The 22927-nt window shown below is 59.7% G+C and carries 28 protein-coding genes and 3 pseudogenes; 10 read left to right on the top strand and 21 right to left on the bottom strand.

The features are described 5' to 3' along the window. Window positions 1-8 precede the first annotated feature (8 nt). From JO965_RS49650 to JO965_RS32095, 12 genes are all read right to left on the bottom strand, one after another. Window positions 9-152, bottom strand: coding sequence for a GNAT family N-acetyltransferase (locus JO965_RS49650; RefSeq protein ID WP_371826965.1), 144 nt, complete (start codon window positions 150-152; stop codon window positions 9-11). 440 nt (window positions 153-592) lie between these two features. Continuing rightward, on the bottom strand, window positions 593-931 hold the full coding sequence (locus JO965_RS48370) for a transposase (RefSeq protein WP_246776982.1): 339 nt from the start codon (window positions 929-931) through the stop codon (window positions 593-595). After that, window positions 928-1884: a transposase gene (locus JO965_RS32050; RefSeq protein WP_246776983.1), complete on the bottom strand. Its 957-nt coding sequence runs from the start codon at window positions 1882-1884 to the stop codon at window positions 928-930. The genes JO965_RS48370 and JO965_RS32050 overlap by 4 nt, the downstream gene beginning before the upstream one ends. Window positions 1885-2032: 148 nt before the next feature. Further along, window positions 2033-2989 (bottom strand): DMT family transporter, encoded by a 957-nt coding sequence (locus tag JO965_RS32055; protein ID WP_203444903.1) that lies wholly within the window; start codon window positions 2987-2989, stop codon window positions 2033-2035. A gap of 120 nt (window positions 2990-3109) precedes the next feature. Continuing rightward, window positions 3110-3565 carry a GNAT family N-acetyltransferase gene (locus JO965_RS32060; protein WP_203444904.1) on the bottom strand — a complete coding sequence of 152 codons (456 nt, stop codon included), beginning with the start codon at window positions 3563-3565 and terminating at the stop codon, window positions 3110-3112. Window positions 3566-4207: 642 nt separating this feature from the next. Beyond that, on the bottom strand, window positions 4208-5245 hold the full coding sequence (locus JO965_RS32065; protein WP_203444905.1) for a phosphotransferase enzyme family protein: 1038 nt from the start codon (window positions 5243-5245) through the stop codon (window positions 4208-4210). Window positions 5246-5477: 232 nt separating this feature from the next. After that, entirely contained in the window at window positions 5478-5864 is a 387-nt protein-coding gene (locus JO965_RS32070) for a VOC family protein (protein WP_203444906.1), read from the bottom strand. Next, the gene (locus JO965_RS32075; protein WP_203444907.1) at window positions 5830-6174 is read right to left on the bottom strand and encodes a helix-turn-helix transcriptional regulator; all 345 of its coding nucleotides are present in this window, start codon (window positions 6172-6174) and stop codon (window positions 5830-5832) included. Before JO965_RS32075 ends, JO965_RS32070 begins: the two co-directional genes overlap by 35 nt. 175 nt (window positions 6175-6349) lie before the next feature. After that, window positions 6350-6580: a hypothetical protein gene (locus JO965_RS32080; protein WP_203444908.1), complete on the bottom strand. Its 231-nt coding sequence runs from the start codon at window positions 6578-6580 to the stop codon at window positions 6350-6352. 95 nt (window positions 6581-6675) lie between these two features. Beyond that, the gene (locus JO965_RS32085; protein ID WP_203444909.1) at window positions 6676-7083 is read right to left on the bottom strand and encodes a response regulator; all 408 of its coding nucleotides are present in this window, start codon (window positions 7081-7083) and stop codon (window positions 6676-6678) included. A 115-nt stretch (window positions 7084-7198) separates the two neighbouring features. Further along, the gene (locus JO965_RS32090) at window positions 7199-7927 is read right to left on the bottom strand and encodes a Crp/Fnr family transcriptional regulator (protein ID WP_203444910.1); all 729 of its coding nucleotides are present in this window, start codon (window positions 7925-7927) and stop codon (window positions 7199-7201) included. A gap of 196 nt (window positions 7928-8123) precedes the next feature. Then, window positions 8124-8486, bottom strand: a complete 363-nt coding sequence (locus JO965_RS32095) for a hypothetical protein (protein WP_203444911.1) — start codon at window positions 8484-8486, stop codon at window positions 8124-8126. Between the two features lie 410 nt (window positions 8487-8896). On the opposite strand from JO965_RS32095, the gene JO965_RS49655 reads away from it, so the two are divergent. The 4 genes from JO965_RS49655 to JO965_RS32110 all read left to right on the top strand — a co-directional run bounded on the left by JO965_RS49655 (window position 8897) and on the right by JO965_RS32110 (window position 10762). Further along, entirely contained in the window at window positions 8897-9295 is a 399-nt protein-coding gene (locus JO965_RS49655; protein WP_371826918.1) for a hypothetical protein, read from the top strand. 91 nt (window positions 9296-9386) lie between these two features. After that, window positions 9387-9572 (top strand): hypothetical protein, encoded by a 186-nt coding sequence (locus tag JO965_RS32100; RefSeq protein ID WP_203444912.1) that lies wholly within the window; start codon window positions 9387-9389, stop codon window positions 9570-9572. Window positions 9573-9595: 23 nt separating this feature from the next. Further along, complete coding sequence (folE, locus tag JO965_RS32105; RefSeq protein WP_203444913.1) at window positions 9596-10273, top strand: GTP cyclohydrolase I; 678 nt, start codon at window positions 9596-9598, stop codon at window positions 10271-10273. A 120-nt stretch (window positions 10274-10393) separates the two neighbouring features. Further along, window positions 10394-10762 carry a GFA family protein gene (locus JO965_RS32110; RefSeq protein ID WP_203444914.1) on the top strand — a complete coding sequence of 123 codons (369 nt, stop codon included), beginning with the start codon at window positions 10394-10396 and terminating at the stop codon, window positions 10760-10762. A gap of 25 nt (window positions 10763-10787) precedes the next feature. Here the strand turns inward: JO965_RS32110 and JO965_RS48375 are convergent. The 5 genes and pseudogenes from JO965_RS48375 to JO965_RS32135 form a co-directional block, all read right to left on the bottom strand. Continuing rightward, window positions 10788-11046, bottom strand: a pseudogene (locus JO965_RS48375) (hypothetical protein); the annotation flags it as partial. A gap of 439 nt (window positions 11047-11485) precedes the next feature. Beyond that, entirely contained in the window at window positions 11486-11731 is a 246-nt protein-coding gene (locus JO965_RS32120) for a hypothetical protein (protein ID WP_203444916.1), read from the bottom strand. Between the two features lie 431 nt (window positions 11732-12162). Then, window positions 12163-12516, bottom strand: a complete 354-nt coding sequence (locus tag JO965_RS32125; protein WP_203444917.1) for an integration host factor subunit alpha — start codon at window positions 12514-12516, stop codon at window positions 12163-12165. A gap of 964 nt (window positions 12517-13480) precedes the next feature. Then, window positions 13481-13783, bottom strand: coding sequence for a LuxR C-terminal-related transcriptional regulator (locus JO965_RS49660; protein WP_203444918.1), 303 nt, complete (start codon window positions 13781-13783; stop codon window positions 13481-13483). A gap of 127 nt (window positions 13784-13910) precedes the next feature. Beyond that, a complete protein-coding gene (locus JO965_RS32135; protein WP_203444919.1) occupies window positions 13911-14921 on the bottom strand; it encodes a helix-turn-helix domain-containing protein in 1011 nt (336 codons plus the stop codon). A gap of 472 nt (window positions 14922-15393) precedes the next feature. Between JO965_RS32135 and JO965_RS32140 the strand changes: the two genes are divergently transcribed. From JO965_RS32140 to JO965_RS32160, 5 genes and pseudogenes are all read left to right on the top strand, one after another. After that, window positions 15394-15729, top strand: coding sequence for a hypothetical protein (locus JO965_RS32140; RefSeq protein WP_203444920.1), 336 nt, complete (start codon window positions 15394-15396; stop codon window positions 15727-15729). Between the two features lie 589 nt (window positions 15730-16318). Continuing rightward, on the top strand, window positions 16319-16531 hold the full coding sequence (locus JO965_RS32145) for a hypothetical protein (protein ID WP_203444921.1): 213 nt from the start codon (window positions 16319-16321) through the stop codon (window positions 16529-16531). Beyond that, window positions 16528-16797, top strand: coding sequence for a hypothetical protein (locus JO965_RS32150; RefSeq protein WP_203444922.1), 270 nt, complete (start codon window positions 16528-16530; stop codon window positions 16795-16797). The genes JO965_RS32145 and JO965_RS32150 overlap by 4 nt, the downstream gene beginning before the upstream one ends. Before the next feature lie 150 nt (window positions 16798-16947). Further along, on the top strand, window positions 16948-17130 hold the full coding sequence (locus JO965_RS32155) for a hypothetical protein (protein ID WP_203444923.1): 183 nt from the start codon (window positions 16948-16950) through the stop codon (window positions 17128-17130). A gap of 97 nt (window positions 17131-17227) precedes the next feature. Beyond that, window positions 17228-18109, top strand: a pseudogene (locus JO965_RS32160) (transposase); the annotation flags it as partial. Between the two features lie 210 nt (window positions 18110-18319). Here the strand turns inward: JO965_RS32160 and JO965_RS32165 are convergent. The 4 genes and pseudogenes from JO965_RS32165 to JO965_RS32180 form a co-directional block, all read right to left on the bottom strand. Further along, window positions 18320-18578 (bottom strand): annotated as a pseudogene (locus JO965_RS32165) (DNA -binding domain-containing protein). Between the two features lie 120 nt (window positions 18579-18698). Further along, complete coding sequence (locus tag JO965_RS32170) at window positions 18699-18842, bottom strand: hypothetical protein (RefSeq protein ID WP_203445581.1); 144 nt, start codon at window positions 18840-18842, stop codon at window positions 18699-18701. A 561-nt stretch (window positions 18843-19403) separates the two neighbouring features. After that, a complete protein-coding gene (locus JO965_RS49665) occupies window positions 19404-19766 on the bottom strand; it encodes an NADPH-dependent FMN reductase (protein ID WP_203444924.1) in 363 nt (120 codons plus the stop codon). Then, window positions 19763-22060 carry a 2OG-Fe(II) oxygenase gene (locus JO965_RS32180; RefSeq protein ID WP_203444925.1) on the bottom strand — a complete coding sequence of 766 codons (2298 nt, stop codon included), beginning with the start codon at window positions 22058-22060 and terminating at the stop codon, window positions 19763-19765. The genes JO965_RS49665 and JO965_RS32180 overlap by 4 nt, the downstream gene beginning before the upstream one ends. 555 nt (window positions 22061-22615) lie before the next feature. On the opposite strand from JO965_RS32180, the gene JO965_RS32185 reads away from it, so the two are divergent. Next, a complete protein-coding gene (locus JO965_RS32185; RefSeq protein WP_203444926.1) occupies window positions 22616-22918 on the top strand; it encodes a HigA family addiction module antitoxin in 303 nt (100 codons plus the stop codon). Window positions 22919-22927 lie beyond the last annotated feature (9 nt).

Below are 22927 nucleotides of genomic sequence, written 5' to 3' on the forward strand. Positions count from 1 at the left end.
TCGGCCACTCAGCATGTCGTGACCTCGGATAGCAACGAATCATGTGCGACCCAATCCATGACCGCTTTTCCGGCCTCCGTGGCAAATCCTCGGCCCCAATACGAAGGACCGATCCCATAGTGGATTTCAGCTGCATTGCTTTCGATGAACATCAGATACGGGCCAATCGCCGGCTTTTCCAAGACAGAAAATCACCCAAGGACAATGGCTGTTATCCAACCAAGTGTTTTCATCCCACGCATTTATGACGACTTGAGTTTGAGCGGGCGCTGCGTGAGCGATCCGCTGAAGGTAAGGCCTAGCGTCATCCTTGCCGGCACCTTCGTCGAATAACGGAACTGCGTTCTCAGGCCGCACTGCACGCAACATCAGACGGGCGGTTTGAAATGAGGGGTGGTATGACGGCCAACCTATGCGAAGCTCCTGCAGACCGTCCGAGGGCTCTTCTAACGGTCAAGCATAGCTCGGTTTCTGCGTTCGCGGCGAGGATCTGCTCAAAATCCCGATTTGTGTGCTTCCTGAGGCGCGATGCAGCATTCATGATCACAGGGGGTGCTTTTCTTGGGCCTGGAACAACGCAACATGGGGTTGCTCATGCCCGCAACGCCGCGATCAGGCCCGGCACACCACCAATGGTGATGTCTCTACGGATGTTGTAAGCAAGCGCCATCAGGCTGAACTCGCCGCCGACGTTGTCCAGACGGCGCATCAGGAACGCGCCCTGGTTCATCCATTGCTTGATCGTGCCGAACGGGTACTCGCCGCTTTCGCGGCGCCAGTCGAGGATGTCGGGCCGGGCGGCTAGCCGTGTTGCCATCTGATCGAGGACGGCCTCATTCTCAAGCCGGGAGACCTGGCGGAAGCTCTTTGTGCAGCGATCGCGCAGAGGGCGCGCTGTGCAGGCGACGCGGTTCGTGTCGTCGATCTTCACATTGTCACGTGATTTGCCGTAATGACGGGGTGAGAGGACCGGGTCTCCGGGGCTAAGGAAAATGCCCTTGTCCGGATCGGAGCAGAAGTCCTCCTTGGAGAAGAACCCCTCTCGCACGGCAGGGTCGCAGATCGGCTGCGGCACGTAAGCGGTGATACCAGCCTTCTCGCAGACTTCGATATCCTCGATCTTGAAGGAGCCCCGGCAACCGCTTCGATCCGATCGACGCCGAGCGCTTCCATCGCCGCCTCGACCGTCGGCGCAAGAAGCTCCATACCGAGAACCTGGTTGACCACCTCCTGCTCGGCGATCAGCTTGTGCTTCACATCGACTGCGAACTGTACATTGTAACTGACACCCACCTTCGTCATGCGCACCATGGCGCGGGCATCCGGGCCGGTCAGCGATATCTGGCCCTCGCCGCTGCGGTCCGACTCATCCAGCCGCGCCTTGTAGCGATCCCGCTTACCCTTGATCGCGGCGATTTTCCCCGCCAAGCCGCTGCCGCTACCGCCGGAGTCATTGCCGCCAGTGTTCTTTTCTTCATCAGCATCGCTCTCGTCGAGGCGCTTCATATAGTTGGCCAGCTTCTCATCTGCCTCGCGGATGAACTTCGAGAGCGATCCGCACGTGAAGTTGCTATCCTTGTTCACCGCCTTGATTCTCGTGTGATCGACGGCCAGAAGCTCCCGCCCGAACAGGTCGAGTTGGCGGCACACAAGGACAAACTCCCAGAACACCTGACGGAAAGCCGACCGGTTGACCCGCCGAAAATCGGCAATGGTGCTAAAGTCCGGCTTCAGGTATCTGAGCAACCAGATCACCTCAATGTTGCGGCGCGTTTCCGCTTCCAGCCGCCGGCTGGATCGCACACGATTGATATAGCCGGGCACGTGTACCTTCAAAAGGTCGGCTGGGTCGTAACCCGGACGGCCGGTCTCCTTCGCCGCCACCTGTACGAACCCGGTGGCTAGGAGATCAAGGCCGTCAACGAAGGCCTCGACGAAACGAAACACAATCATCAATCGCTTCCGGCAGAAGCAGCAATTGAGAGCGGTCTGTTCCTGAAGGATGCGCCATGGCAAAAGCTACAACGGTCGTCTAACCTTCAGAACCCCCGACGGGGTTTTCAGACGGTCTGTAGGACTTTTGCGGCGAAGGGCGAAGCTTTCCGACGAAAAATGGCCATCCGAGATTCACACCAAGGCCGGCTAGCAAGATGAGTGCCAAGCCGACCCCCTGCATGGCTGTGATCGAACGGCCGAAGGCGAGAAAATCGGACAATAAGGCAGCGGCGGGATTAAGAAACGCAGCGGCGGCAATGACCATAGTGGGAACTTTAGGATATGCTGAATATAGCAGCACGTAAACGAAGCCGGTATGAATGACGCCAAGTCCGACGAGCCATCCCCAGGTGGCGGCGCCACCAGTTTGAAGCGTTCCCAGGTTGAGAACCGGCAAGAAGGCAATACATCCGATCAGACAGTGAACCGCGCTGAGCACTTCCGGCTTCACACCCTTTACCGCCCGTGTCGTCAAGGTCGTAGCGGCATAGAAAAGCGAAGCGGTGAGCGCCAGGCCAATGCCAAACAACCAATTCCGGTCGGTTTGCATATCTCCGAGTTTTGGCAGGATGGTCAGGACCAAGCCGGCAAATGCCAGGCATATCCATCCAATCCTGTGTCGCGATAGAGCTTCCTTCAGCAATAGGCCGCCGGCGAGAACGATCCAGAAGGGTTGCAGATGATAAATGATGGTCGCGAACCCGATCGATGTCCGATGAAAGGCCTCAAACAAAGCCAGCCAGTTGAGAATAAGACAGATTCCACTCACCAGAACGAGCGGCCATTGCTTCCGTTCGACGCCTAAAAGTCTCCTCCAGCCATCCCGAAGTGAGGCCCATCCAATGAGCGCCAATGCTCCAAAAAGACAGCGGAAGAACACCACATTGAAAGTCGGCTGGCCGGATGAGATAGAAAAAAGTCCGGCCGTACCCGACAGCGCCATTCCTAGAGAGAGCATTATTGTTGCTCGCGTCAGCCCCGCTCTCGCTTCCATCTTTTCTCCGTCCTCGCAAATATCCGGATTGCCGCATCAATTGAAGACCTTTGCGACGTGCGAAAGCCAGGATTTTCGCGGCAGGTTGCTCTGAGCCAGCCCATAGCAGACACGCTGAACCTAGAGAATCCGACGCAGCCGAGGGCCGACCTCCTCGAACCCGTTCCGCAGATAGAAATCGAGAGTGCGCTTCCATTTTGGTTGCCCGGGCGCTCCAACCTCAAGTCGCTTCCATCCACGCGCACGGCTGTCCTGCAAGGCGACCTCGAGCAGATGAAGGGCAATCCCCTTGGAGCGCAGGTCCGGTCGAACATAAAGCTCCGAAATCTCGCCGAACTTGCCTCCGGCATAGATCGCCGTGCATTCGTTCAGCACCATGATGCCGACCGGCTCGTCACCGGCACTGGCAATCACGGCGACCACGCCGGCGTCGGCAAGCACGGTCTCCGCGCTTTGTCGGATAACGTCGCGCGCGGGCGCCTTCCCGCCAGAGAGTTCATCAAGCAGCGCGTGAATGAAACCGGCGATCGTCTCGGTGTCCATTGCGGTGGCGCGGCGAGTGGATATGGACGGCATTGTCTCTCCTGTTTCGTGGTTCGTTGCCGCAGCATCACGCTGGATCCATTGGGGAGGCGCCTTACCGGACCTATGCCATGGCAGCTTCGTCTCGCAAAGCGTTTGCGACTAAAACCTGTGACGGAACCAGTCTTAGGATTTTCGCGACAAAGGGAAATCAAACACAACACTCATAAAACGTCATACTCATTCGTGGAAGTGCCCGTTTGCAGCGCGATAGCCCGATCATGTGTGGATGTAGAAAATAGATCACCATTGCCGGACTCGCTGGCAGGGAATTCACGGCACTGAGAAGGCCATAGGACAACAGTGCGTAGACCGGTTCTTTTGCGAGGCCGACGGCTGTTGCGGTCATAACTCTTTGCGCCCAATAAGAATTGCCCCTGCCTTTCTACCAGTCATGGCAGGCTGGTTAGCGGCGTCTTCCAGCAAGCAGATGCAGAAGAACTGCTCTGAACCGACTCATGTGCAGGATTCAGGACGAACTGAGATAAATCGCGCAGGAGGGTCCCTTCTTGGAGCCCGCCTATCATCATGAGTGGCATCCCAAGCGGCGGACGAGGAGCATGACGGACGTGGCAGAGAGGAACGCGCGGGCTGGCGTGAGCGTCGTGGAGGAGCAGATCTTGTTCCAGCCCAAACCTAGGGATTGTGCGACACCGAAAGGAGGTTGTGGGCCCTGTTGAACACGTCCGACCACATCTCTTCAGTCAGGGCACAATATTGGGCCAGGAAGAGGAGCGAGCGAATTTCGGCGAGTTTGATGAACGGAGGTAGCGCCGCTTTCTCGCCAGCCGACAGAGAGCGAGCGGTCTCGTATCCCGACACCAACGCCGATATCACTTCGTCCCTCGCTTGGCCTCCCTCCTGACCCCGATGCCATGCGGCTGTCCCGAGATCGATGATGAGGGGTCCATAATCGAAGTCGTCGAAGTCGAAGAAACCCACCTTGCCATCCCGAACGCGCACATTCCCTGGCCACGCATCGCCATGGCAGAGTCCGGCCGGAAGGCGACTAACTCCCGGATTTTGAAACGCTGGAAGGCACTCTCGTTCGATCGTCCGTATCAGAGGTTGGCTCCCACCGATGGATCCCAACGCTTTTATCGCATGATGGCAGATCACGGTTGGATCGAGACTGCGCATGTCTGCATCGAGCGAGAGAGGCATGGCTGAATGCAAGGTAGCGAGCGCCGTGCCGAACAGCCTCATGTCAGCCGGAGAATTCGCCATTTCTCGCCCCTGAATGGCTTCGAAGAGGCAAGCGTGCCGCGGCTCGGCATCCCGCTCCAGCGTCACAAGGAAACGACCATCGGCCGTCGCGACCGGGCGCGCCACCTCAACCCCCGCGTCGTCCGGGAAAAGCATCAGAAGACGAATTTCCAAGTCAATCTCTGGGACTGACCGCCCGATGGACCGATACAGCCGAAGGTAAAAGACATTTTCCGCATCTCGCACCCGGTACGTCCGGTTCACGCCGCCAACGACCAGTTCAATAGCCGTGAACCGGGAGGCATAGCGCTGCGAGAGGGAAGCTAAATCGGGTTCCACCATGTGCGGACATTGGTACTGGATATGGGTAGAGTTGTGAACCTGCCGATTAACCTGACGATTTTGCGTCTGAGGTCTGCAACAGCGGACCGTGTTGCACGGATCGGTTGGTGAACGTCCTGAGCCCACCCCATGCCGCTGTTTAGGCGGTGCAGATGGACTTCGGGCGCCCAAGCTCAAGCATGCGGTTCAAGGCTTGAACGGCGATGGCGACCTCAGTCGTACGACGCCGGTCGGCCCACGAGCGCCGCGCATCTCCAATCACGGGTTTCAGCCGGCTGATGGCGGTCTCCACCAGAGCGCGCCGAGCCTAACCGGACCTCTTCTGCCAACCCATGCGTCCAGGCTCGGCAATGCTTTGTCAGTGGTGCTGGGCGATCTGGATCAGGTTGCCGCAGGTGTCATTGAACACCGCCGTCGTGACCGGGCCCATGACGATTGGCGGCTGCGTGAAGACGACACCCAGAGCGGACAGGCGTTCATGCTCGGCGTGGACGTCGGCCACGCCGAACGAGGTCGCCGGGATGCCGTCGGCGACGAGCGCGGCCTTGAACGGCTTGGCGGCAGGATGGGCATCGGGCTCCAGCACAAGCTGCACGCCGTCGGAATCGCCCGGTGAGACCAGGGTCAGCCAGCGGTGCTCGCCCAGGGGGATGTCGGACTTGGGTTGGAACCCCAGAACGTCGCCGTAAAAGCGCAACGCCTTCTCTTGATCATCGACCATCACACTCGTGAGCACGATCTTCATCGGTGGCGTTCTCCTTGCTGTCGGGCGGAAAGGCGAGGGGCCGGAGCCACACGTCGCACAGCTGGCGCAGGGGCTTGCGTTCCAGGTAATGGTGCTTGCTGCGCCAGCGCCATTCAGTGCGGACCAAGCCCGCTTCCTCAAGCGCTGACAGGTGCTTGGACAGGGCCTGCCGGGACAGGCTCGCCCCGTGCCAGCTGATGAGCCGGACATGCAGCTCGAACAGCGTCTGCCCATCACGCTCCGCCAACTCCTCCACCATGCGGCGGCGTGTCGGATCGCAGAGCGCTCGGAAGATGCTGTCGAGTTCCATGGCCCACTGACTAGCCCATCCGCCCTTATCATGCAACCGTTCGGTTACATGATGCTCCGGGGCAGAATTGGATAGGGCAGGCCGCAACAGGCAAAGGCGAACTTCTCCTCTCGCTGCCGACAGTAGCCGGTCCATATAGGACCTTCCCGGAATCAGATGTAGAAGCTCCGGCGCTTTACCTGTGAGCGAGGAGAGCAGCCAGCGTCCCTTTCGGGAAGTAGCGAAACGGATCGCTGCGCCCGCCCCGGCCACTTCGCTTGATGCGGCGGCTCCTCAGCAGGGATCGACACGCGTTGCTGACCTGCTGCGGGTAGGCTGCATCCCCAAACAAGGCCGTCGCAATCTCGGCCTCCGTCAGGCCGGGGCTACGGCTAATCAGTGCCTCGATCTCGTCGGCCATTGCCATTCCACACCACCCTCTGCCAGCAATAGCTGAGGTTCTCACAGACACGCCAGTTCCATCCAGCTTCATCCAAGGGGAAGTCCACAGAAAGGAAATGATCAAGATTGAAGAGTCGAACTGGAGGGCGCCTGCCCTGACACAGCCATGAGAGTGTTCAGCACAACCTTCAGCAACTCGTCACGGCTCGTCGGCTTTTCGAGCCACGGCACCCCCTGAAGCTCCGAGGACAGACCATGGCGCGGAGGGTAGCCGGAATAGATGACGAACGGGATGGCGCGGCGGTTGAGTTCCGCGGCGAGCTCCGTGGCCGGGCCGTCCTGGAGCAGGAAGTCGACAATGGCAATGTCAGCCGTATGGGCCTCGCGCCAAGCTCGTGCCTCAGCGCTGGAGCTCACGGCCTGTACGGCCATGCCGGCTTCCTCCAGGTAGATCTCGATGGACATGGCAATGAGGGCCTGATCCTCGACAACCAAGCAGTGGGTCTGATCTGCTACGTCTTTGCTCACGCCCTCGTCGCTCGAGGAGGGCGGAGAAGCCCGCATTGACATAAGTTGACCTGAGCCGTGCCAAGCCCTTGTAAAATTCGGCTTCTCGGACATTCGCGGTCAGTCACAACAACCTCTATTCCGACGGTGCTCGGGATCGATGGGAGCCCGGTAGCAGGCGCTGGTAGATGCGGCAGATCCTGTCGTAGCACTCGCACACCGTCTCCTCGAGACCGGTCCGGTCCGTCACCGTGATGCTCCCGCGCCCCTGCTGGATCAGCCCCGCCGTCTGCAGAGTGCGCGTCACCACGCTCACGGTCGAGCGTTGCACCCCCAGCATCTCGGCCAGGAACTCGTGCGTGAGTGGCAGGGTGTCTTGCTCCGCCCGGTCATGCATCATCAGGATCCAGCGGCAGCAGCGCGCCTCCACCGGATGAACGGCGTTGCAGGTGAGGATCTGGAACGTCTGGGCGAGCAGGACCTCGCCGTAGCCGGCGATCACCTGCTGCAGCTTCGGGCGGATGTTTCTGATCTCGTCCAGGCGCTCGACCGCAATGCGCGAGGCACTGCCAGGGATCTGCACGACATAGCGGCCAAACGCCTCCCGCGAGACCAAGGCGCTGAACAGGCCCAGGACGCCACCGCGCCCGAACAGGGCCACCTCGACGGTGGTGCCGTCCTCCAGCATATTCACCAGCGAGACAACAGCTTGATGGGGGAAGTACGCGTCGCGTACGACGGCGCCAGGCTCATACAGCACCTGCCCACGCAATAGATCGACGAATTCAAGGTGTGGCTCAAGAGCCGCAAAGTCGTCCGGCTCCAGAGTCGTCAGAAGCCAGTTGATGCGATGGTCCGCTTTCAAAGCCTTGGCCGTGCAGCAGCGTCACTCAGCCAAGACAACGCGGATGGGCACCAATCGTCCCAGCGCCGGTTCCATAAAGGAGGTTCTGACATTGCCGTACTTTCTCTTGCAGGACATCCGCTTGGATCAGGAGTAGGACCGGAACGGCGAGGAGGCGGCCATGAGGATCGACAGGCGCAGCCATGATCATTCCTCTTTATCCAGCGAGCGGATCCGGTTCGACATGCTCGCGCTCGAGAAGGCTGCCGGTTGCCTTGAACCAGCAGATCGCGTCATGCGCGGACACCACCGCCAGTTTCGTCTGCTCGGAGGCGCCCGGATCGGCCAGGGCGGCCCATTTGGTGCTGTCGGCCGCCTGCTCGAGTTCGACCACGGCCTCGCGCGGACCAGAGCCCGGATCGCCTTCCACGGCCGGCCGCGTCTTTGCGAATTTCCGCCGGAATTCGGCGAGAACGGCCGCAAGCACAGGTGATGCGCCATGATCGGCCGCGACGGCGGCCTCGGCGGCATGCAATCGGCTGTCGAGCTGGGCGCAGACCTGCTCCGCAATCGTCGCCATGATGTCCTCCATGTTGGCCGGCACGATCGGTGTCGAGGCACATTAGCTCAACTTGCGGGCTTCGAGGACAAGCGCGCGGCGGGTGCGCGACGACAAGGAGCGTCGCAATGTCTCGGAGACCAGGATCGGGGTCGCCGAGCAGCTTCATGCTCCGCCGCGTCGCTCACCCGGAGCAATTTTCAAACGGGCACTTACAATCCTGCAACTCGACAGCCGAAGTGTCGTCCAATCTTAGCCCGCTGCCCTCCCAACGGAGACTGACGCCGACAGCCCCGCACCTGTTTCATAAAGGAAATTCTGCGAATTACGCCGGACAACTTTCCAGCGATAGGAGCAAATATTCTAAAAATGCGTCCTACTGATAAACGCATACTTCTTATTAGTTTGCCATTCCACGCTTTTATGAATGTATGTGCTTGACGATTACTGTTCACCGGCGCGGGATTGGAGCGTTGGTAAGCCAGTCCGCCGGCACCCCAACAGGACTCAGGTCGCGCAGAGGCGGCAGGCCTGAACCCTGCCGCCTCCCACAGGGGGTAGACGCTGTGGGATTTCGTCAGCCGTTGGCTCGTATTTACTTCCATCTTGTGAAGGGTGATCAGGTCATCCCTGACGCTACAGGCGTTCTCGTCCCAGACTTTGAGACGGCATTGCCGAGAGTTCTGGAGTCTATTCAGGAGATGCAGGAGCGTGCTTATCCTGAAGACTGGCAGGGCTGGCAGCTCAAGGTTGTTGATGCGTCAGGCGATGTCCTTCTATCCCTCCGCCTGGACACATACTTCTCCAGGAGTCCTGGTCGTGTTTCGTAATGCCGCTTACGCGCACGTTGCGGACCATCTTCCCATGAAGGCGGAAGGCTGGTAGAGCACCGGTATATAAAAACGTCGCCTGGGGGCCTGAATGAAGGCCTACGACTATGCTGAAAAGGCAAAGTACGAGCAGGCGAAGCAGCGAAGCCTGAAAGCCATCGATGCCCGGCTGGCGCGTCATGAGAACGTAACCCGCTTCATCCTAATACTGGTCTTAATCATAGCCGGCTTGTCGCTCGCCCTGCTGGCCACTCATCTCTTCAACCGCTCAAACTAATCACAAAATGATCCGCAGGGGCCATGATGAACTTCCACACCCGTGATCTGAACCTTGCACGCTTGTGCAACGAGGCGTTCGACCAGCCTCTGAGTGAAGCCGAGCGCGCAGTGATGATGGCAGCGGCCGCCCAGAAGGTGGAGGAGCTGTTCGACATCCTGCGCATCGACCATCAGAACGACCACAACACCCGGGACACGCCCCAGCGTGTCGCCAAGATGTATGTCGAAGAACTCTTGGAAGGTCGCTTCAACGCGCCGCCGCGCATTACCGAATTCGACAATGCTCAGGCCTACGATCAGTTGATTGTCACCGGCCCGATCGCGCTGCGCTCCATGTGTGCGCACCATCTGATGCCGATCTACGGTCAGGCCACTATCGGCATTCTGCCGGCAGCCGACGGCAAGATCATCGGCCTGTCAAAATATGACCGGATCGTCGAGTACTTTGCTGCCCGTTTGCAGATCCAGGAGGAACTCGTCAAGCAGATCGGTCAGTACATCATGGACATGACCGCACCCCGAGGTCTAGCCGTGCGCATCAGCGCCGTACATATGTGTAAGACCCAGCGCGGCGTGCGCGCCAGCCACCGCAGCCGCATGGTCAACACCCATTACTGGGGCGAGATGGCGGACAATGCGGAGTTCAAGCGCGAGTTCCTGCAGGAGTGCATCGCTCTCGACCGGTCAGGACCAGCATAGGCCTGCCGCACCAGTTCGCGTATGCGCGAGGGATGATCGGGTGCACCGGGCCGGAGACCACACATGCTTAGGCAAACTGCAGCGACATGCCTGTGCGGGGCGGTCAGGATTTCTTGTGGCATGCCGCTTGGACCGGGCACCTATTGCCATTGCGAAGACTGCCGCAAATCCACCGGCAGCGCCTTCAGCGTCGCCGTGCCATTCGAAGCGAGCGAGTTTCGTGTTCTTTCGGGCGAAACTGGCTCATTCACGAAGATTGCGGACAGCGGCAACGAATTGACGCGGTACTTCTGTTTGAAGTGTTGTTCTCCGCTGTATGGAACATCCCCTCAGCATCCGGGCCAGGTCTACGTGAAGGCTGGCGTTCTCGACGAGCAGTCGCTTGTTCGACCAACGCACCAAAGCTGGTGCCAATCCCAGGTGGAGTGGTCGGTGATTGACCCCGACCTGCCATCGTATCCCAAAGGCCGGCCCAGACAGGCCAAATGAGCAAAGGATGAGGGGTCGGTTTTCGTCACATCCCCAGTTCTATAACCGGCCTTACCCGAAATTCATCATCATCTTTGGCTCTCGTCTGGGAGAGGAGTTGTCGCGCTTGCTCCAAATCAAGTTGAGTATCAACTCCGCGAGGCTCGCTGTCGACGATGATGTGCATGTCATGCTCCAACGCGCGAAGCTGTTCCTGGCTCTCTCGGACTTCAACAGTGCCTCTTGGGAGACCGACAAAGCACTCCAGCGCTGCGGCCGCCGCAGGTATAGAGACCGATGTGATGCAAGAGCATTGGCCCAGACACCATACCTGCGAATGGTTGCCCCGGGTTTCCGTTTGGCAACCGCGCTTATCCTGACTCAGGTGGAGGCAGACGCCACCACCTGTCGATCCGATTTTCCTGAGCAGGATCAAGCCGGATGTCGCGACGTTGATGATCATTGAGATTTGCAAGATCTCGCAAGACGCGCTGCCTCCGTCGGGAGCGCCATTCTCGGATCCAATGGCGCAGACCCTTGCCGACACGATAAAGGCTCATGCCAGTCCTTCCTCGCAGCCGTTGGTGGGCCAAACTGGCTGTTCTCTGAAGAGATGGATGACGACGTTCTCTGAAATTGGATCGGAAAGCCCAAGGTGGTGGACGGAGACACTCATCAGACCGAGAGCTCTTCCGGTCAGCATGAAGAAGCCATCACCGGGGGGCTTGGATTCGGAGCCCTTTTTCATGCCGGCTCAAGATCCCGTATCTTTGCCGCCACAGGAACGTTCACCGTCAGGAGTGGCTCGGGATGAGAGTCTCTGATCCGCACGGAGATCCGACGGTGTCGGCCTTCTGCATCCTTTGCGCGTTCGGCGGCGGTCATGACAGCCTGCCGGCGCGCATCCGTCGGATGGATCAGGTCCATTCCGTCTGGATCGACCGACCACGCGCCCTCATCGTAACGGATGTCAAAGTAGTAACGCGGCATGGAAGCAGATCCGTTGGCTCAAAAGGGAAGGGGCCGCTGAGGAGCAGCGGCCCAAGGTGCAGAGCAGAACGGCTCTGTTCCAGGGAACGGCCAGAGCTTCCTGGTCATCAAGCAAGGGCGTTATACGAATGGCCGAGGTTGAGCAAGATCATGTCGTAAATGAAATCGGTTACAGTCCCTATATTGCGGGGTGGGCTTGGCTGCCATCTGGATAGGACGCAAAACCACAGGCCGATAGCCGCCTGCTTGGACACCCTTTTGCTATGCTGACCTATGCCCGCATCGAACGCCACGCCATCGTTTGCCACCCACACTTACCTTGGCTCCCGCCGTCCGTTCCTTAACCTGTCAGGTCTTTTCCGAGGATGAACTGGCTCGGGTTCTGAAAGAGCTCGACCCCTAAGGCGGGGGTGAAAGCGCCAGCAAGAGCCTCATCGGCGTCGTCCCGCCCGCGGCCTACGGCCGAGCGAGCAGATGCTCGAGGATGGGGAAGAAGTCCCGTTCACGTGCGCCTTTAGCATTGGGGAGGCGCTGAAGGTGATCGACTGGCAAGGTTCGATAGACACCGCCACGCCTGTCTTGGGATTGCGTCCGATCCGCTCGCCCTTGTTGCGCACGGTAATGACGCCAAAGCCTGACAGCTTCACGCTCTCGCCTGTCGCAAGAGTGGCGGATATCTCATCACGCACTTGCTCGACCAAATCAGCCGACTCTGCCCGCGAGAGGCCTACTTTACGGAACACGGCATCGGCTAAATCCGCCCTGATGATGTTCTTGCCTGCCATGAACCCCTCCGCGTGTCTCACCTGCATCATGAAAAAGGCCGCGGTTGCCAGCGACCACGGGGCAGAGGAAAGGGCCTCTGCGGGATACGAAACCGCAGGTAGAGACGGCTCGCGGCACGCGCCATTACAGGAAGAACCGTTCGGTTAATATGAAATTGCGTCAAAGGCCGCATGCGCGCAACGCATGAATAAAGTCTTTTCAGAACGAGCTATCTGCGTAGCATAAGAAGACTCTCCCTCTCTCGGTCTTTGTGATAGGCACCGATGAATCAGGACGAAATCGAGGCTGTCGCGGCCGAGCTTGCTCGTGCCAGCGGAGTTCCCTGGCCTTCAGGACAGCAGAGTGGCCCCCGGCAAATGGTCATGGGCCGTTTCCGAGACCGCGCTCGCCTCGCTATTGGTGCCATCGAACGTATCAGAGCAAACAAGCACGGCGCCACTCCTGACCTAGCCGGAGCCGAACATCTTGGACCAACCGCAGCAACCAGCCCTGACTCCGACCCGCCGGATGTTGTCTCGGTTGGAAGTTTGGTTGTGTACCGCCCTCCCGGAGACCGAAGGTCCCTCCTATGTCGCATTGAGAAGGTTGCTGGGAACCGCGCATACCTCGTTCCTGAGCTTCCTGCGGCCCCAGGTTGGGTGGATCTCGAAAGCCTTTCGCCTGAAGGCCTCCCGTAAGGAGCGGAGACGGTGGCCCCAACCACGGGCAAATCGGAGGTTGTTGGCGGTGTCAGCGCCATAGCGGCGCTAAAAAAGCTTCTCTTTGAAGGTCGAGCTTCAAATGCTCTTTCACGGCATACTTCACGTAGGCCATAGCAATGTCCTTGATCGCCTCGCTGTCCAATTTCCGACTGCACCGTTCTCGCGGCTCAACGCCATCCTGATCCTTGGTCAAGGAGGTCCGCAACGTGGGATTAGTGAAGGATTTTTAACAGCTCATGCCGTTCCTCGTCTCCAGGTCAACTTACTTGCTCACGGGCCTCTCAGACGGCGACCGAGTTGTCCTCGTCTTCAATTTGCGCAGGACGGATTTGATATGGTCCTTGACGGCAGCCTCGTCGATTTCCAGCAGGTCTGCAACGGCGGCCGCTCTTTTCCCGGCAGCCAGATGCGTTATGACCTCAGCTTCTTCCAGCGATAGACTGGAGGAGACAGCGCATCGGTCGTCGTTCGCTGGCTTCGGATAGGAAACCTGAGATGAACTGTACGCCGCTTCGATAATGCTACCGGCTGGTTCGCTCCGGCGCCGAATGATCTTTGTGGTCATCGCGGATGCCCCCTGCAACGCATTAACCCTAGGGCCTTTTAGCTGATCAGGCGCGGGAATACTTTGCGGTTTGCCTCAGGCTTTGCACCGTTTATCTCACGCGCGGGATCAAAGGAGGTAGGATTCATCACACCCGGAGGTAGCGGATCCATTCTGCCAGGATGAGCTGACCCGATCCGTTCGAGCCAGGCTGGAGATGTTTGATCGTCCGATGAGCCAAAGCACCCTCGGCCCGAGCCTCCCGGGGTGACAGATCGAACATACCGCGGAACGTCCGGCTGAAGGCGGTGTCGTTGTTGAAGCCCCAGGAGTAGGCAATGTCAGCAATGGAGCGGTGGGCATGGGCTGGCGACGTGATTTCGCTGAAGCAGCGGAGCATGCGCCGTGCTCGAATGAATGCCGCTAATCCGCCCAACGGTTCGAACATGCGGCTCAACGTGGCTCGTGACAGGCGGAACTCACGGGCGATCCTGTCCACCGTCAGGGACGGATCCGCCAGATTGTTGTCGATATAGCGCTTGATCGTCAGAATCAGCGCCGCGCGTTTGGCCACGGTTGTGGTCTCGTGAGCGTCTCCCGCCGGGCCGAAGCAGCCTGCAACAAGGTGGGCCGTTGCATCGCAGATGCGAGCTCCTTCGTCTGAGGTGAAGGAGTTCGCAGCCTCATAGATCGTGCTCAGATAAGTGGTCAGCAGGTGGCCGAGAGCTGATTGACCCGACAGCACAAGGCCATGGAGCCCGTCAGGATTCCTCACCAAAGGCGCCAGCACCGATCGTGGCACGACAAGACTGAGGTTTTGAAAGGTCGCGGCTCGCGTGTGCAGGGTCCGGGCCATATCTAGGATGCTGAGGTCGCCGGGACGGACATGCACCGCCCGGCCCTCTGCATCTCCCGCATAGCCGCCGACGGGATAAAGCTGCACGAGGTAATGATCGACACCGCTGCGCGCGATAGTCACCGCAGAGCGGCGGAACTCCTGGGCGCTTGCTGCCACGCTGCCAAGAAGCAGCGGACCAAGGTGGTAGCTCTCGATTTTGACCTGGAACGAACCGACGGCGTATTGATCCGCGACCGCTACGTCAAACAGTGGCGAGACAATACTGCGCCATGTCCAGTATGCCTCCTCCGGGGCGGACACCGAAGAACCATCGAAAGAAAAGGATGGCAGATTGGACATGAAGGGTTCAGGCGCCTCGCACACGGGCCGCGTCAATTGTGAACCAAGAAGATTAGCAGATCGACAGGGGAAGAATAGGAGTTATTTCTCGTTTCGGACGAGCATATCTTTACCTGGCCGACGATGCTTCATGCTCGCTTTGCTTCGGCGATCTTCTGATGGAAACCATCATGGGGGCGGGGAAGGGGCGATCAGAATTCCCCTCAGCCCTCCATGGCACCGGCTGCCGGTTGCTCGCGCTTGTCCCCGTACAATTCTGCAGGGTGGGCCACTCCTCGTCCCGGGCTTTAGGAGGTGCCAGTGAAACCAAGGCGCGGTATCGATCGCACGTTGCGCGCGAGGCGATCGTCATCAAACTGTCATAGAAACTTCACTGTTGTTTGAATGCCGAGGCGGCTAATAACAGGCCGTACTGCATCAAGGGGAGGGCCCTATGGCGAAGAAGTCGAAGATCGTTGGTGATGAGTTGGCGCTGACAGCGAAGGCCATCCGACGCGCCGAAAAACTGGAGCGGACACTGACCAAGCTGGTGGTGCTGCGGGCGCCAGGTGGCGCGGCTGAGGCCTTTCTGAAATCAGTCCAAAAGGGATTGGAGCGGCTTCGAAGAGATGAAGGCGCTGAAGCAAGCGAGACAGCGCGCACAACGGGACAGGCGACATCTGACTTGGCGGGACCGGCTCCAGCAGAAAATCCTTCAAAGCCCCGGAGCCGGCGTCGTGCTCAGAAGCCGGTGATTGCCGAACTGCAAGCCGAGATTGATAGGGCCTGATCTCGTCCTGCAGGCTCGGCCGGCGGATGGTTTTGCTTGAGCGCTCCGGATATGGGTAGCGTCCGAGGGCTCGTATCGAGATCACGGACGTTGATCATCCTCTTGATCCGCCGGCTCCCGCACTTCGAGCACTGGAGCCGGAGCGCCGGTAGGAGGAGCGCCCGAGCCAACACGAGAACCTGTCCTGTCCCCACTATCGAAAGAGACCATCAGCCATCTGACAGGCAATTTTCCTTCGGGCAGATGCCGTTGAGCGAGCGATCAACCGCGAATTAAACATCCAGTTACTGTGGCTTTGCCAACACAGCGACAGAATTCGGTCAAAAATAAAATTCCGTAAACGATTACATAAGCGAGATGGGATTTCCGCTTGCGTCGCTTGAGGGTAAGTGCCTTGCGGGGCCCGTGCCGCATGGCCGCAACTCTGAGGAGTATCGCTCCTCCTTCCAACTCGGACTGCTGACAATGGCAACCCTTTTTTGAACTGCCTGGAGTGTGTTGATGGAGCTCGAGGAAGTGGCGGATCGGCAGCCGAAGGCCACACCTTTGGATCATCAAGGTTTTGAGTTCACGAGCGACGCGCCATCCGATGCCTGATCCGACCTATCCTCAACTAACCGACATCCTCGAGCACCGGGGCTATCAGATCCGGCTGAGCCTTGTCGGGACAGAGTGGATGGCGTTCGTAGCACGGCCCAAGCAGCGCCCAACCCTGATGCTGGCTCCGGATCGTGAGGCTGTGATTGGTATGGCCCACGAGTGGATCGAGGTACAGGTCCCATCCGCTGGGGAATCCACATGACCTATAGCCTCATCCAGCTCGCACCCGGCGCCTACGACCTTCTCCTCAAGGGCGAGATCGTCGGGAGCGTTGTGCGCAGCGGGGCGCGCCGCAGCGATACGCTCTGGACGGCCGAACTGATTGAAGATCTGCCCGAGAGCAAGCGGCCGGCTCCCTTCGCCGAGATTGAGCATTCCTTTGGTACACTTCGGGAGTTGTGCGAGTGGCTCGCTTTTCCGGAGATCAAGAGCAACTTCGGGCTGAGCGCAGTAGCCCGAAGCTCCTGAGTAGCATGCATTGACCTGCCCGTCGTCGGACCAAACGCTGACGGGATGGCTGCCGAACTCGGAGGCGACTAGGGGCCAACAGAGTGAGCCTGGAAGGGCCTTGCTCGTGCAAGACGGATATCTAATTAGCCAAGTTGAATGGAAGCGCCCATGTCCGAATGCGATATTGCTGATCGGCTTAGAGCTGCATTAGACCGTGACGGGGAACTTGCCCTAGGGGAGATCAAGACCCTCCTGATCGAGGCTGGCGAGACGATCGAATTCCTTCGGTCCCTGTTGGAGCCATTGGAGGAGGTCGGGGTAGAGCGTTTGGCGCCCAAGGGCAACGCTTAGGCCATAGCCGAGCCCGCTCCTGCAATGAAGGTGGCGTGATCCTCAATCCAGACACGACAACATCGCCCCTGTATCAGATATGAGGCACGCGAGCTAGATCCGCGCCGGCGCCCGCAAACTCTTGGCCCAGGCCATCGAGAGCGAGGCCGAGGCTTTCTCGCCAGCATGCGCGATCTCTAGCTGCCGGACGAACGTGAGCGCCTGGTTCGGCACGGCCATGGGCCGGAGCGGGCCATCCAGACTGGCATCGGCCCGGTTGAGGTAAGCCGGGTCAAGATTCGCGATCGCGGCGCCACTGGCGAGGATCGGATCCGCTTCACCTCCGCCCTCCTGCCGAAATGGGCCCGGCGGACGAAGAGCTTGGATGCGCTGCTGCCGATCCTCTACCTGCGCGGGCTCTCGACCGGTGACTTCCAGGAGGCGCTCGCGGCGCTTCTCGGCAAGGATGCGCCTAACCTCTCGCCCGCAGCGATCACCCGACTGACCGGCGAATGGCAGGGCGAATACGAGCAGTGGCAGGCCCGCGATCTCGGCGCGGCACGACGTCTATGTCTGGGCCGACGGGGTCTATCTCTAGGCCCGGATGGCGGATCAGGCTGAGTGCATCCTGGTGCTGATCGGCGCCACCCCGGAAGGCAGGAAGGAGCTGGTCGGCTTCCAGGCCGGCGTGCGCGAGAGCGCCCAAAGCTGGCGCGAGCTTCTGGTCGAGATTCTGCGAACCACCAATCCAATTGAGAGCGTGTTCGCCACGGTGCGGCATCGCACGGTGCGCACCAAGGGCTCGCTGTCGCCGACCACCGCCCGGCTGATGGTGTTCAAGCTCATCATGGCGGCCGCGAAGAGCTGGTGTCGGTTGATGGGCGAAAACCAGTTGCCGAAGGTGATCGCTAATTTAGAACAAATTGCTCTGCAGCCCTATCCTATAGAAAGAACATTCCTTCTTGAAGTAGTGACCATTTGTCGAGAGCGCTGTAGCTAGGATCGGGGAGTAGTCAAAAGCTGGTAAGAAGTAACGCCCACCAAAGGCCGTCATAGAAATAAGGCCAACGGAACTTGCGTTTCATCGTACCAAACGCGTTTCCGGAATGAACATCTCCCCAGCTCAATCATTGATGAAATGGCGCAGATGAGCGGGAAACAATGATGTCGGAGCGGCATCACGACCGTCGCTCGAAAGGGTGCTGATCGATCAGTTGGCGGAGCGGCGCAAGAGGTGACGATACCCGGTATGGGTCATCCACTGCGCGCGCCAGGTGGCTGTCATGGACCCGCTGAGCGCGGTCCGGCTCGCGCGCGGGATCGATCCCGAACAGCACCGCGACGGCTTCCTGCCAGTCCGCGCCGTCAGCGGCTGCGTCGAGCAGGCGCATATAAAGCTTGATGTGAGCCCGGTCATAGTCGGTGAGTTCACCAACCGTTGGGGCGGCATCGTCAAAGGACGCAATCATGAGCGGCCGTCACTTCTTCCCACGACGCGGCTGGGGCATCGTCTTACACAAGGAACGTGACCAACGCGCGAAGGTGCGAGGGCGGTTCCGGGGGGAATTTGGCTTTGCATGGACAGTCGATCAGCGCCTCTTATCATCAGTGTCATTGACCAGCAGTACTCCTCGACCGCGCTCGGTGGACAGAAAGACAATGCCGGCTGCTTCGAGGGCGCGTCGTACCTGATCGCGCGTGCGGCCCGCAATTGTCAGGAGGTGATTATGCATGATCACTTCCCACACGGACCTACGCGCGCGCCAGAAGTCGCCAGAAGTATGGTTACGATAGTCGGGCCTGAACAACCCACAACTGGTTGGGGCAGACAGATTCTTTGTCGTTACGAAGCATCGTAAAATCCCAGCTCCTGGGAGCTGACCCGCTCAAACTTGGTGTTTTGCCATAGGATCCAAGCCGACGATGCCGAACTCCGGCGGATCTCTACCGCAGCCATCTCGATCAGATCCTCGATTAGCGCCACGAGCTGTTTCGATTGATGGCCCTCTTCGACTGACACTGCTTCGATCAGATGCGGATTTCGCGGATCGTGATCAGAGTTTGGACGCTTCTACCGGCCCCTCAGACGGCATGCCAAGGCGACGCCACCGCGCTTGGGGCTTTGTGTAGGGGAAGCTATGGCGGCCACACCTGACCAGACAAATCAAGGTCATGCCGCGGCCGAACCAAGCATCATACGCGAACACGCACTCTGATAGGCGGTTCTAGGCTCTTGCTTTCCTCAAGCTTGCCCGCACAGACGGTGTCCATGTAGACATACGTCGCTTTGACGATCATCCCTCGCAGGCGGGAAAGATCACTGTGTCGATACGCTGCTTCCCTCGGCAAGCGAAACGAGCCTTGGCGGACATGCAGTTTGAGCGCCGCAACCAGCGTATGAGTTCGAGCAGTATAATCTCGGTTTGCCGGATGATTGCTTCGCCGGGCTCCCAACTGTCCCTATCGACGAAGAATGTGCGATCAGCTTGCGGTCCGATCAGGACCTGATCGCAGACTGTTGCCATTCTCATTTCCGAGAGGATGAGGCGGAGCTGCTCGACGGCACGCACACCTCCGGCGCTGCCATAGCGCACGAAGCCGGCCGCCTTGTTGTTCCATTCGGCGTAAACGACGAATACCGACTTGGCTAGTTTCATGAGGTCTCTCCGCCACCCAGATGGGTTACGTCCTCCAAATCTTTCCTGCGCTGCGTCGCCCGGCGGTCATAGCTCGCCTGGTTCTTGGTGCACACCAGCGTGTAGGGCCGACCGCGACGATCAGTGGTCAAGTCAACATCGCAGTGAGCCCGTTGGATCGTCTGCTCAACGTGAGAACGATCGGCTTCGACGGCTTTGAAGGCCCATGCCTTGCGTTCAGGATCGGCAAGGAAGCGGCTCAGTTCAGCGCAGTGACGACATTGACAGGGAAGCACGCTCGCCCGGCTCCAGTCATCAGGCGGCGCCAGCGGCTCGGCAATCCGGATGCGCAGGTGCGCAAGACAGGCGTCCCGCAGCCGCTGGATCGCTGGCTCTTGCGCAATCCTCGAGCGAGCCAGGTCCCGCATCGCCGGGATCAGAACGGTGTCCAAGTTATAAGTCTGGTGCCACGCCAGCATGTGACCTGCCGCTTCCTCAGCCAGTCGCGCGTCAATCCAGCAGAGAGCCTCCAGAAGATCAACGACGAAACGGGGTTCCACGCCCCGATCCTGCCACCACGGCTCCTGTGCCGGTGCGTGCTGCGGATCACCTGGCAAGGCTTCAACCAAGGCCGTCGCGGCCCCTCTCAGGTCGCCCTCCCGGCCGTGTCCCCCTGCGGCCGTCAGTCGGGCGAGCAGATTTCCGCAGGCGGTCAACGAGGTCGCCGCATTCCCGGCGATGATCTGCTGGGTCAAGGCTGCAGCTCGCTGAGGCGACAAGACGCCGAGCGCCTGAACAATCGCGTCATTGTCGCCCTCGGTGTAGACGCCGCTGCCCGCCGCAATGGTCGCCAGGAATGCCTCAAGGCGGGTCCTGTCCTCGAGCTGGATCAGGAGGAGCAGCATCTGGGTGGCGTGGGTTGGAGCCTTCTCCCGCGCTGAATATCTGTCCTGCCCATGCCACGGGGAGATCATGTGTCCAGAGAGTTCATGCGCCTCACGCCACACAGGTGACGTGTGATCCTCGCCGCTGCTCGCCCAGCGCTCGGTCAGGTCGGCCAGATAGGGGAGGGTGACCGCCACGCCGGCCTGACACAAAACGGCGAGGAAGCGCTGGCGCGGCCAGAGCACGAGAGCCGCCCGGCGGTAGCTTCGCTCGAAAGAAGCGCCCTCGTTGCCGGTTGCCTCATGAAAGTGCTCCTCGTCAGGCTCCAAGTCGTCGAGCGCATCGGGCGGGCAGAGTTCGTCGTCCCCGACGGGAATCTCACCCAGCACCGAGGGCTGATCATCGGGCCGCCGCCATGTCGACAGAGCAATCGAGCGGTCGAGGACCTCAACCTCCTCGAATTCGTCTTCGTCCGGCTCCGACCACCGGCGGTACGAGGAGGTGTAACCTGTGTACTCTGCACTGCCGCTCTCTTCGACCGCGATCAAGGCCAGGTGGAGATCGCAATCGGCCGCCTGGGCGGCGGCCATGAGGACCGCCGCCGCGGCGGCATCGGCGCCTTTCAACGCTCCAAACCCGAGTTCAGCCGACGTATAGGCATGCTCGAGCGGAACGATGAGCTTTTCTGGGGCATCAATGTCTGAACGGCTCAGATCAGCGCTCCAGGTCTGCAGGAGTGCCGCAATCCGGGTTTTTTGATTGGCATAGCTGGGTGGTTCGGGCAGCCGCCCTGGCCCGGGACGCAGCAGGTTGTAGATCAAGGCCAGCCGAACGCCCGACGTGACGGGCAGAACCTCATGAACACAATCGGCATAGAAGGCGGCAAACGCCACCTCCGAGGGATCAGGGCAGTGTAGGTCGAGCCGAATCTCGCGATCCTTATGGCGGACCAGAAGCTCACCCCCGGTCGATGTCGAGGGCAACACCACCACCAGCGTGGCGAACATCCCGGGCGCTTTCTCGGTGTCGCGGTGGCTCGCGAAGAAGCTGCCTTCATCGTAGAGCAGCAATTTGTAGAATTCGGCTTGCACGGGCTCGGTCACCCCAAGGCCGTCACACACGCGGGCCAGGATTGTAGCCAGCGTCCGTGCCCAACCCCGACCCTGAATCCGAACCTGGTCCGGGCCGATCTGCCAGGTCCGACGAACCGCCGTGTCGACCAGAGTCTGCTCTCCCCGCCCGTAGGGGGCCCGCTCAGCCGCTGCGACGAGCTGCTTGGCTTGAGCCGGAAGAAGCGGCAGTGCGATCTGACCGACGCCCCCCACCTCCAGCTGCGGCGCCAGGAACTCGATCGCGCCGGAGGCGAAGAAGTCGCCGGGTCGGCGGACTGTGGTCAGGACAGCCGCCAGTTCGTTCGTGAGAAAGGACATTGATGCGGTCCATATGGCACGGGGCTCAATGAAGGTGAGCATACAACGCGCTACACTCGCCTGCGAATACTCGTCAGAGAACGCTCGGAAGCTATTCTTAGACAGCCAACGTTTTCAGCCCCTATGCTGCAGCTGATCAGGGATTGTCATCGGAGCCGACCGTCGCAGGTATCGTTTTGTGATACATCTTTGTCGACGGCTGTATCAACCAGTGATACTCATTGCCGAAGGGCAGGGCAGCTGGGCGAACCAAAGTTTCAAAGATCGAAAATCGGCTGAGGTGTTCCATGGGAGGTGCCCAAAAGGCTTCCCGCCAGACCTGCTCTCCGTGGCGCACCGGAAACTGCGGATGATTGATCGATGCTGCGCACGAGTTGAGGGATTGAAATCGCCGCCCGGAAACAAACCCATCCTCTCGAGGAGGACCGAGCAGGGCAGCACGCGATCTGGATCAATGACCAGTTTCGCGTCTGCTTTGTCTCGTGCGACAATGGTGCCCACGAGGTGGAAGTCACCGACTGACGCAAGGAACTCATGAGAAGCCGGAGGCGAACCATGACCAAGATGACCCTAGTCCCGCTGCATCCCGGCGAAGTGCTGCGCGAGGAATTCATGAAGCCCCTTGGGATCAGTGCCATCACGATCGCCAAGGCCTGTCACGTTCCACGCACCCGGATTGAGCGCATTGTTCGAGAAGAGATCGGGATCGGCGCGGATACAGCCCTGCGGCTGTCCAAGGTGTTCAACACGACACCTGAGTTCTGGCTCAATCTCCAGATCCGCTATGATATCGAGACAGCTGCGGAGGAGATCGGCGCAGAACTCGAAGAGATTCACGAGCTGGACCACGCGGCCTAAGCGTAGCCT

Source organism: Microvirga sp. VF16 (genome assembly GCF_016864375.1).
Lineage (GTDB): Bacteria > Pseudomonadota > Alphaproteobacteria > Rhizobiales > Beijerinckiaceae > Microvirga.